At 68.5% G+C, this 7,782-nt stretch carries 9 protein-coding genes; 7 read left to right on the forward strand and 2 right to left on the reverse strand.

Annotation, left to right across the window (positions count from 1 at the left end; genetic code table 11):
* From ACIQ6O_RS10230 to ACIQ6O_RS10255, 6 genes are all read left to right on the forward strand, one after another.
* On the forward strand, positions 1-637 hold a 637-nt coding region (locus tag ACIQ6O_RS10230; RefSeq protein ID WP_396207686.1), incomplete at its 5' end, for a general secretion pathway protein GspK.
* Entirely contained in the window at positions 631-1,812 is a 1,182-nt protein-coding gene (locus ACIQ6O_RS10235; protein ID WP_396207687.1) for a PilN domain-containing protein, read from the forward strand. The genes ACIQ6O_RS10230 and ACIQ6O_RS10235, both read left to right, overlap by 7 nt.
* Complete coding sequence (locus ACIQ6O_RS10240) at positions 1,812-2,378, forward strand: GspMb/PilO family protein (RefSeq protein ID WP_396207688.1); 567 nt, start codon at positions 1,812-1,814, stop codon at positions 2,376-2,378. Before ACIQ6O_RS10235 ends, ACIQ6O_RS10240 begins: the two co-directional genes overlap by 1 nt.
* The gene (locus ACIQ6O_RS10245; protein ID WP_396207689.1) at positions 2,375-2,920 is read left to right on the forward strand and encodes a hypothetical protein; all 546 of its coding nucleotides are present in this window, start codon (positions 2,375-2,377) and stop codon (positions 2,918-2,920) included. Before ACIQ6O_RS10240 ends, ACIQ6O_RS10245 begins: the two co-directional genes overlap by 4 nt.
* Complete coding sequence (locus ACIQ6O_RS10250; RefSeq protein WP_396207690.1) at positions 2,917-4,581, forward strand: type II secretion system protein GspD; 1,665 nt, start codon at positions 2,917-2,919, stop codon at positions 4,579-4,581. Before ACIQ6O_RS10245 ends, ACIQ6O_RS10250 begins: the two co-directional genes overlap by 4 nt.
* Positions 4,578-6,083, forward strand: a complete 1,506-nt coding sequence (locus tag ACIQ6O_RS10255; protein ID WP_396207691.1) for a GspE/PulE family protein — start codon at positions 4,578-4,580, stop codon at positions 6,081-6,083. Before ACIQ6O_RS10250 ends, ACIQ6O_RS10255 begins: the two co-directional genes overlap by 4 nt.
* Here the strand turns inward: ACIQ6O_RS10255 and ACIQ6O_RS10260 are convergent.
* Both ACIQ6O_RS10260 and ACIQ6O_RS10265 read right to left on the reverse strand, forming a co-directional pair.
* The gene (locus ACIQ6O_RS10260; protein WP_396207692.1) at positions 6,070-6,966 is read right to left on the reverse strand and encodes an alpha/beta hydrolase family protein; all 897 of its coding nucleotides are present in this window, start codon (positions 6,964-6,966) and stop codon (positions 6,070-6,072) included. The two genes, ACIQ6O_RS10255 and ACIQ6O_RS10260, sit on opposite strands and share 14 nt — an antisense overlap.
* Positions 6,963-7,172: a hypothetical protein gene (locus ACIQ6O_RS10265; protein WP_396207693.1), complete on the reverse strand. Its 210-nt coding sequence runs from the start codon at positions 7,170-7,172 to the stop codon at positions 6,963-6,965. Before ACIQ6O_RS10265 ends, ACIQ6O_RS10260 begins: the two co-directional genes overlap by 4 nt.
* A gap of 115 nt (positions 7,173-7,287) precedes the next feature.
* Here ACIQ6O_RS10265 and ACIQ6O_RS10270 point away from each other — a divergent pair.
* A partial coding sequence (locus ACIQ6O_RS10270) for an FG-GAP-like repeat-containing protein (RefSeq protein WP_396207694.1) occupies positions 7,288-7,782 on the forward strand: 495 nt, incomplete at its 3' end.

Raw genomic sequence — 7,782 nt, forward strand, 5'->3', positions numbered from 1 at the left:
GGGCACCGTGGTGAACGTAAACCTCGCCAGCGAGACGGAGCTGGCCGCGCTGATCGCGTCGGTCATCGGCGAAACCGAGGAGGCGACGCTGCTCGCTCGGACGGTTCTCGACTGGCGTGACGCGGATACGCTGGCGCGCCCAGGGGGCGCCGAGGCCGAGCGGTATGCCCGGGCCGGCCTCACCGCGCGCCCGGTCAATGGCCCGTTCCGTTCGTTGGATGAGCTACAGGACGTCTGGGGGATGTCCCCGGACCGGCTCGCGCAACTGCGACCGTACCTCACCGTCGATGGGGCGGTGCGCCGGATCAACATCAATGCTGCGCCTGCCGCGGTTCTGCGTACATTGCCCGGCATGACCGAACCGCTGCTCACGGTGATCCTCGCCCTCCGCAACCGCGGGCGGCGCGTGGAATCCCTTCCCGCCTTGCTCTCCGCGGTACAAAACGCGGGGCGCTCCGGAAGTGGTGAACGTGACGCACTCGCGCGTCAGCTCGGCGATGCCGTCAGCCTCGACGTGCAGGATGTGGCGCTGGAGTTGCTGGTCGCCGAACCGCGGCACGCCACCCCCGCACAGCTCGTGGCGGTGTTCCACCGCAACGGCGACGGCACGGTCGAGGTGGGGGCCCGCCGATGGTAGCCCCGCGCCCGTGTGGCCTCGCCATCTCCGCGAATGCGCTGGTCGCCGTTGCCGCCAATGGCCACGCCGCTCCGTGGCGACGTGCGCTGCGCCCGCTGGAGGGCGCATCCTGGCCGGGGCTCGCGCAGGCCCTGCGCGACGGCGTGGAGGCCGGTGTGGTATCGTCGCCGCTGCGCGTGGCGCTGCTCCCCGCGCTGGTGGACGTACGCACCGTGTCCATCCCGCCCGTGAGCGACGACGACGCGCGTCGCCTGCTCACGCGGGCCGCCAGCCGACACTTCGTCAGTGCGCGTGAGCCGATGGACGTGAGCGTGGCGACGGCGCCGTCTGGCACGACGCGTCTCGCCGCCGCCGTGTCCGCGCGGGTATTGCGCGCCGTCCTCGACGCCGCGCGGGAGGCCCAGCTGCAGGTCGAGGTGGTCGTGCCAGCACAGGTCGCCCTCACGACGACCGCGCGGGGACCGCGAACGGCACGGCGCGCCGTCGTTGCGGGGTTCGACGACGCGTTCGAACTGCTCGTGGCCGATCAGGGGATGCTCACCGATGTGCGGAGGTTCCGCCGCGCGGGCGACGAGAGCGCGATGGCCGACGCGGCCCGCACCCTTGGTGAGGTCACGCGGGTCGAGGATCCGATGACTGCCAGCGCCACGGCCATGGCGACCACTGCGATCGAGCGCTGGCCGCTGGCCTTTACCGGGGCGTTACCGGAGTCGGTAGGGGCATCACGTGGCACGACCAGTTGGTGGTTGTTTGGCGCCGCCGCGCTGCTCGCCGTCTCGACGGTGGCACTGCAGGAAATCGACGTCCGCCGCGAACTCGCTGCCGTGCAAGCGGAACGCGAGGCGCTCGCCCCGCAGTTGTCAGCCGGCGGCGCGCCGGACGCCGACCGTCGCGCACGCGTCGACGCGCAGCTCGACGCGCCACGGTGGTCAGGGGTGATTGCGGCGGTTGGTGACGCGTTGCCGGCCGATGCGTACGTCACGCACGTGCGCGCCCAGGCCGATACCGTGATCATCGAGGGGAACGCGTCCCGCGCCACGACTGCGTTCGACGCCCTCTCCGCCGTTCCCTGGGTGCGCACGATCACGGCATCCGCACCGATTCGTCGCGAAACGACCGACGATGGCATGGTGACGGAGAAATTCGAATTCACCCTCACCCTGAAGGCACCCTGATGCCGTTCGCTGCACTGAGCGTGCGTGACCAGCGTGCCCTCCAGCAAGGCGCCGTCATCCTCGTGGCGGCACTGGTGTACGTCCTCGGCGTGCGCCCGTCACGTGAACGCCGGGCACAGCTGCTCGAGCGTCTCGACGCGGAGCGCGCCGTGCTGGCGCGCGAGCGTGCTGTCGTCAGTGCGCGCGGTACGAGCGACACGGCGAAATCAGTGGCGGGCGGGCCCAAGCTGTTCACCGGAGGCGATGCCGTGATCGCGTCGGCGTCGCTGGTGGATTACCTCGCGAGTGAAGCCGAGCGGCATGAGGTGTGGCTGCAGCAGGCCGTCACGACGCCGCCGAAGAGCGCAAACGCGGCGCTCGTGGACCTTGAGGTGAAGGTGCGCGCCGAAGGCGACCTGCGCGGGTTGCTGGGTTGGCTTTCGGCCCTCGAGCGCGGGCCGATGCTTTCGCAAGTGCAGTCGCTCGACGTGCGCGGCGCTCAAGTCGACGAGGAGAGCGGCACGTCGCCACTCGCCATATCGGCGACGGTTCGCAGCTTGGCCGTACGTCCGGGCGGTGCCCCGTGAGCACGTCGTACGGCACCGCCCCGTTCACGCGACTGGCCCAAACGGCGCTGGTCGTCGCCGGCATGGTCTTCGTCTGGTCGGCAATTGCGGCCGTGCGCCTCACCCCCACGCCGACGGTCGACGCCGGCGCGCGCGGGAGCAATGGCACCGCCATCGGTGCAGCCGTCCCATCGGTCACCGACACCGGTATCGCCCGTGCCGTGGAGCACGACCTGTTCGCCGAATCGCGTGAGGCCCCGGCGCGGGCGTATGCACTCGCCGATGCCGCAGCAGTCGAACCGCTCGCGGTCGCGGGCGATGTCATGAACGCCGAGACACCGATCGAGTTGCCAACGGTACAAGGCACCGCGGTGAACGCGACCGGCGACGGTTTCGCCATGTGCGCCGCCCCGGGTGGTCCTGTGGTCGTCGTGCGCCCCGGTGACATGGTGGGATCGTTCACCGTGGTTCAGATCGAACGTACGCGCGTCGTCTTTCGCGACGCGGCTGGCCGTCGCCATACAGTTGAAGCTGTTGCCTCCCCCTCCGGAGACGAATCATGATGGGCCCCAGGGAATTGGAATCACCGCGCCGACGCCTGCTGCGCGCCGGTGTGTTCGCTGTGGCGGTGTCGATGCTGTCGCCGCTCTTGCTTGCCGCGCAGCGGCCGACCCCGCGCGACACGAGTGCGCTGCGACGCGCCCCCGACGGGCTCGTGCTCGACTTCGTGCAGCAGGACGTTGCGGTGGTGCTGCGGGCCATCGCGGAAGCGGGCGGCTTGAGTGTATCGCTTTCGAACATGCCCGAGGCCCGCGTCACGCTACGGCTGCAGACGCCGCTCACGCGTGATGCGGCCCTCGACGCACTGCGTGCCGTAGCGGCCGGCCATGACATCGACGTGCAGGTCGGTCCGTCGATGATCGGCCTCGTGGGTCCCGCGCGTACTGTGCCAGGTGCCCGGAGCAGCGAGCGGACGCTCAACCTGTATACGCTGCGCCTCAAGCACACCACGGCGGCCGCCATCGCGCCCATGCTGATGAACGTGCTCACGGGGACCGGCAGCGTTGGCGGCGCGATGCGCGGCGGCGCGTCACCCATCGGGCGCATTCAGGGCGTACAGCGTGGCGGGGTCACCCCGGCCGCGCCGGCTGATGCCACTGCCACGGGCGGAACGCCGGCGGCGGGAATGGGTGGCGAGCCGCTGATCGTACGCGATGCCATGGGAGGCATTCTCGGGCAGCAGGTGTCCACCATCGCCAGCGGTGCTTCGTTCTCCGATATCCGCATCGTCCCCGACGACGCGACCAACTCGCTCATCGTTCGTGCCACGGCCGAGGATTATCAAGCAGTGCAGCAGTTGGTGCAGACGCTGGATCTTCGCCCGCTGCAGGTGCTCATCGAGGTCACGATCGCGCAGGTGGAGCGGAGTGGCGATCTCACCTTTGGTGTCTCCGGCACTGCAGCGAATCGCGGGGGCACTGCAGCGCGCGACACCGTGGGGCGATTGCCCGGCGTGGGGACTTCGCGGGATTTCGTGACGCTGCTCACCGGCGGGCGTGGTACCGTCGACTTCAACCTCGCCATCAACGCGTTGCAGACCCGCGGCAACGTGCGTCTGCTCGCGCTCCCCGTGCTCATCGCCCAGAACAACAAGGAAGCGGTGCTCAACGTGGGATCGAGCGTGCCGTTCGTGCAGGTCTCACAGCAGGGCGGCTTCGACCCGCGCGCGCTCGTGCAGACCGTGCAGTACCTGCCCGTCGGCAAGCAGCTCACCATCACGCCCACGATCAACGCCGACGGGTACGTGAACATGGACGTCGTGCAGACCAACGACGACGTCACGAACAACCTGCTCTTCAACGCGCCCATCATCAATCAGCGGCAGGCGCAGACGTCGGTGTTCGTGCGCAATGGTCAGACCACCGTGATCGGCGGGCTGTCCGACAATACCGAAGACGTCTCGAGAACGGGGATCCCGTTCCTCAGTAACCTTCCGTTCGTGGGCGGACTCTTCGGCAATACCAAGCGCAGTACGCGCACGACCGAGCTGTTCCTGTTCCTCACGCCGCACATCGTCTCGAGCGACGAGGATATCGATCGGTTGCGGGAGCAGGTACGCAGCGGCACCCCGCTGCTGAGGAACGTCCCGGTGGAAGGGCGCCTGGGCCCCAAGGCGGATACCACGAAAGTCCGCCGTGATTCCGTACGCGCACCGGGCGCATGACCTCGCCTGTGGCTGACCTCGGCAGCGTACGACGGCTGAGCGACACGCTCGCCGCCGAGTGGCTGGAGCATCATGCGGTGCTGCCGCTGCGGCTCGAGCACGGGACGCTCGTGGTGGCCACGTGGCTCGAGGTGCCCTCGCCCCTGGCGCTCGACGAACTGCGCATTGCACTGGGTGCCCCGGTCACGCTCGTGCGTGAGGCGGAGCCGGCGCTACGGAGTGCCATCCGTCGCGTCTATGCGCGCGATTCAAGCACGGCCGAAGGGGTGATTGCCGGTCTCGCGGAGAGCGACAGCGGGATGCTCCCGGGGGAACTACCACTCGACGATCTCGTGCATCTGGCCAACGAGGCGCCGGTCGTTCGCCTGGTGAACCTGCTCATTCTCGAAGCGCTCGAGGCGCGCGCGTCCGATGTGCACCTCGAGGCGTTCACCGACGGCCTGCGCGTGCGCTACCGCATCGATGGGGTACTGCAGCCCGCGCCGTCGCCGCCCGCCCAGCTCACGGCGGCCATCGTGAGCCGGCTCAAGATCATGGCCGATCTCGACATCGCTGAGCGCCGGCTGCCGCAGGACGGGCGCATTCGCCTGCGCCTGCAGGATCGGGCGGTCGATGTACGTGTGGCCACGGCGCCCACGCTGCACGGAGAAAGTGTAGTGCTGCGCCTGCTCGATCGTGAACGCGGCCGTCGCTCGCTCACCGACATGGGCATGGGCGCGCAGGTGCTCGCGCAGTTCACCGAAGTGATCGGCCGCAGTCATGGCATCGTTCTGGTGACCGGCCCAACGGGCTCGGGCAAGACCACGACGCTGTACGGCGCCATCGAACAGCTACGCACCGGCCGCGAAAAGATTCTCACCGTCGAAGATCCGGTAGAGTACGAACTTGCCGGGGTCCCGCAGGTCCCGGTGAACGAGAAAGCCGGCGTGACGTTCGCCTCGGCGTTGCGCGCGCTCCTCCGCCAGGATCCCGACATCCTGCTCGTAGGCGAAATCCGCGACGAGGAAACGGCGCAGGTGGCGACGCAGGCGGCCCTCACCGGACATCTCGTGCTGAGCACGCTGCACACGAACGATGCCGCAAGCGCGGTGACCCGCCTGCTCGATCTGGGCGTGGCGCCCTATCTCGTGAGCAGCACGGTGGAGGCGGTGCTCGCGCAACGTCTCGTGCGCGTACTGTGCACGGCGTGCCGTGAGGAAGCGACGCCCGACGCGCGGACTCTCCAGCGCGTGGGTGCGCTCGAGCAACCGCTCACCACCGTATGGCGCGCCGTGGGATGCCCACAGTGCCGTGACACCGGCTATCGTGGTCGTCAGGGCGTCTTCGAGTTGCTCGTGATGAGCGAGGCGCTACGCGAACTCACCCATGCGCGGGCGAGCGGCGAGCGGCTGCGCGCCTGCGCCGTACAGGAGGGGATGCAGCCGCTTCGCGCGGATGGTGTGCGCCTCGTGCGCGAGGGCGTTACGACGATCGACGAAATCCTGCGCGTTACCGGGAGCTGAGCACGGTTTCGTCGAGGAACTGCGCGATACGCGACGGCAGTCTCTCGTGAAACGCCTCGCGGTCGAAGCCCGGCGGATCGACCGACGGCGGGAAGTCAGGGCGGCGCATTTCCGCGGGAAAGGGCGTGATAAACGCAAAGTGCCCGGCGCCGGGCACCACCTCGATCGTCGATGGTACCGTTGGCGGTAGCGCGCGCAGTACGTGCTGCACGCGCTCGGCCGGGGTCACCGGATCGTGTTCACCGACCATCGTGAGCAGCGGAATGCGCACCGAGTCGAGCGCACCGGGTGTGCTAAACCACTCAATCGCCGGCGCAAGCAACACCGCGGCGCCAATGCGAGCGTCGGCAACCGTATCGAGCGGCACGCGCTGCATCGACCACGGCTGACCGCCGGCCAAGGCCAGCGCAGCGAAGCCGCCCATCGAATGGCCAACCGCGCCGATGTACTGGGCATCGATGTGCGCCCCCCACGTCTCGTGTGCCAGCAGCGCATCGATCGTGTGCACGAGGTGTCGCGGGCGATCGCGCGCGGCTTCGTCGGTGTTCACGCGCGACCGGTCGTTGCGATTGTCGAACGGATGCTCCGGGCACACCACGACCCATCCGCGCTCAGCGAGGTGCGATGCGATGGAGCGGTACAGGAGATGCGAGCCTCCGCCACCGTGCGAGATGACGCACAGCGGATGACGCCCTGGCGCCACCGGCGCGTCGAGGGTGGCCGCAAAGGTGTACGGGCCGATGTTCGCCGTGCCGGTCGCTATCGTGGACGGATACAGCACGATGGCGGGAAATGAGGGCAGCGTATCCGTGGCTGGAACCTGCCAGTGGGACAGTCCGGCGCCGCATGACGCGACCGGCGTCGAACCGATCGGTACGCTCATTCCCCGCGCATGGCGTCACCCACGCCATCCACGAACATCTCCACCTTGCCGCACTGCGGGCACATGTACACGTCGTACTGTTCGCGATTTTCGAACAGCTCGGCGAGGTCGCCGAACACACTCCAGCGGGTCCCCTCGTGAAATTTCTTCGTGCCCATGTATTGCAGCGAGGTACGGCAGCGCAGACAGTCGAGGGAGCGGGGCATGGTTGTCGATATGCAGGGGAAGTAGCGTCACGAACTGGCGCCATGGGAGCCGTCGCTGCATGGTGAAGCTAACCCGCATCCCGTTTCTCTCCAGCACTGCGAGCTCTCCGCCAGCATGCCGCTCTTCCCGCACCGCCCCCTGGTTCACACGTCGTTCATGGTCGCGGCGGCCCTATTGCCGCTCAGCACACAGCAGCCGCCGGTGGCGTTTCGCGCCGTGCAGCCGGAACTATTCGCCACGCCGAACTCGCTGGTGAACGCGGCGGCGGACATCGATGGCGATACCGACCTCGATCTCTTCGTGGGATTCAACGGCACGCCAAACCGGCTCTACCGTAATGATCGCGGCGTGTTCACTGACGTTGCCCCAACGGCCGGGGTCGCCGATGCACGTGCCACCCGCGCCGCCGCCTTCGGCGACTTCGACGGGGACGGCGACGCCGACCTGCTCGTGGGGTTCGCCCCCGGTGGCGGACCGGTGATCAAGCTGTATCGCAACGACAAGGGCGTGTTCTCCGACGCGACAGCCGCGGCGAAGCTCGCCATGGACAGTGGCGCGGTGCGACAGCCGGTGTGGGTGGATTACGACGCTGATGGCGATGTGGATCTG

This window comes from Gemmatimonas sp. (assembly GCF_044345575.1).
In the GTDB taxonomy this organism is placed as follows: Bacteria; Gemmatimonadota; Gemmatimonadetes; order Gemmatimonadales; family Gemmatimonadaceae; genus Gemmatimonas.

What these genes read in the sequence shown, in the direction of transcription:
- ACIQ6O_RS10255 (WP_396207691.1), top strand. Translation starts at nt 4,578, where the DNA reads ATGACCTCGCCTGTGGCTGACCTCGGCAGCGTACGACGGCTGAGCGAC.
- ACIQ6O_RS10250 (WP_396207690.1), top strand. Translation starts at nt 2,917, where the DNA reads ATGATGGGCCCCAGGGAATTGGAATCACCGCGCCGACGCCTGCTGCGC.
- ACIQ6O_RS10260 (WP_396207692.1), bottom strand. Translation starts at nt 6,966, where the DNA reads ATGAGCGTACCGATCGGTTCGACGCCGGTCGCGTCATGCGGCGCCGGA.
- ACIQ6O_RS10240 (WP_396207688.1), top strand. Translation starts at nt 1,812, where the DNA reads ATGCCGTTCGCTGCACTGAGCGTGCGTGACCAGCGTGCCCTCCAGCAA.
- ACIQ6O_RS10235 (WP_396207687.1), top strand. Translation starts at nt 631, where the DNA reads ATGGTAGCCCCGCGCCCGTGTGGCCTCGCCATCTCCGCGAATGCGCTG.
- ACIQ6O_RS10265 (WP_396207693.1), bottom strand. Translation starts at nt 7,172, where the DNA reads ATGCCCCGCTCCCTCGACTGTCTGCGCTGCCGTACCTCGCTGCAATAC.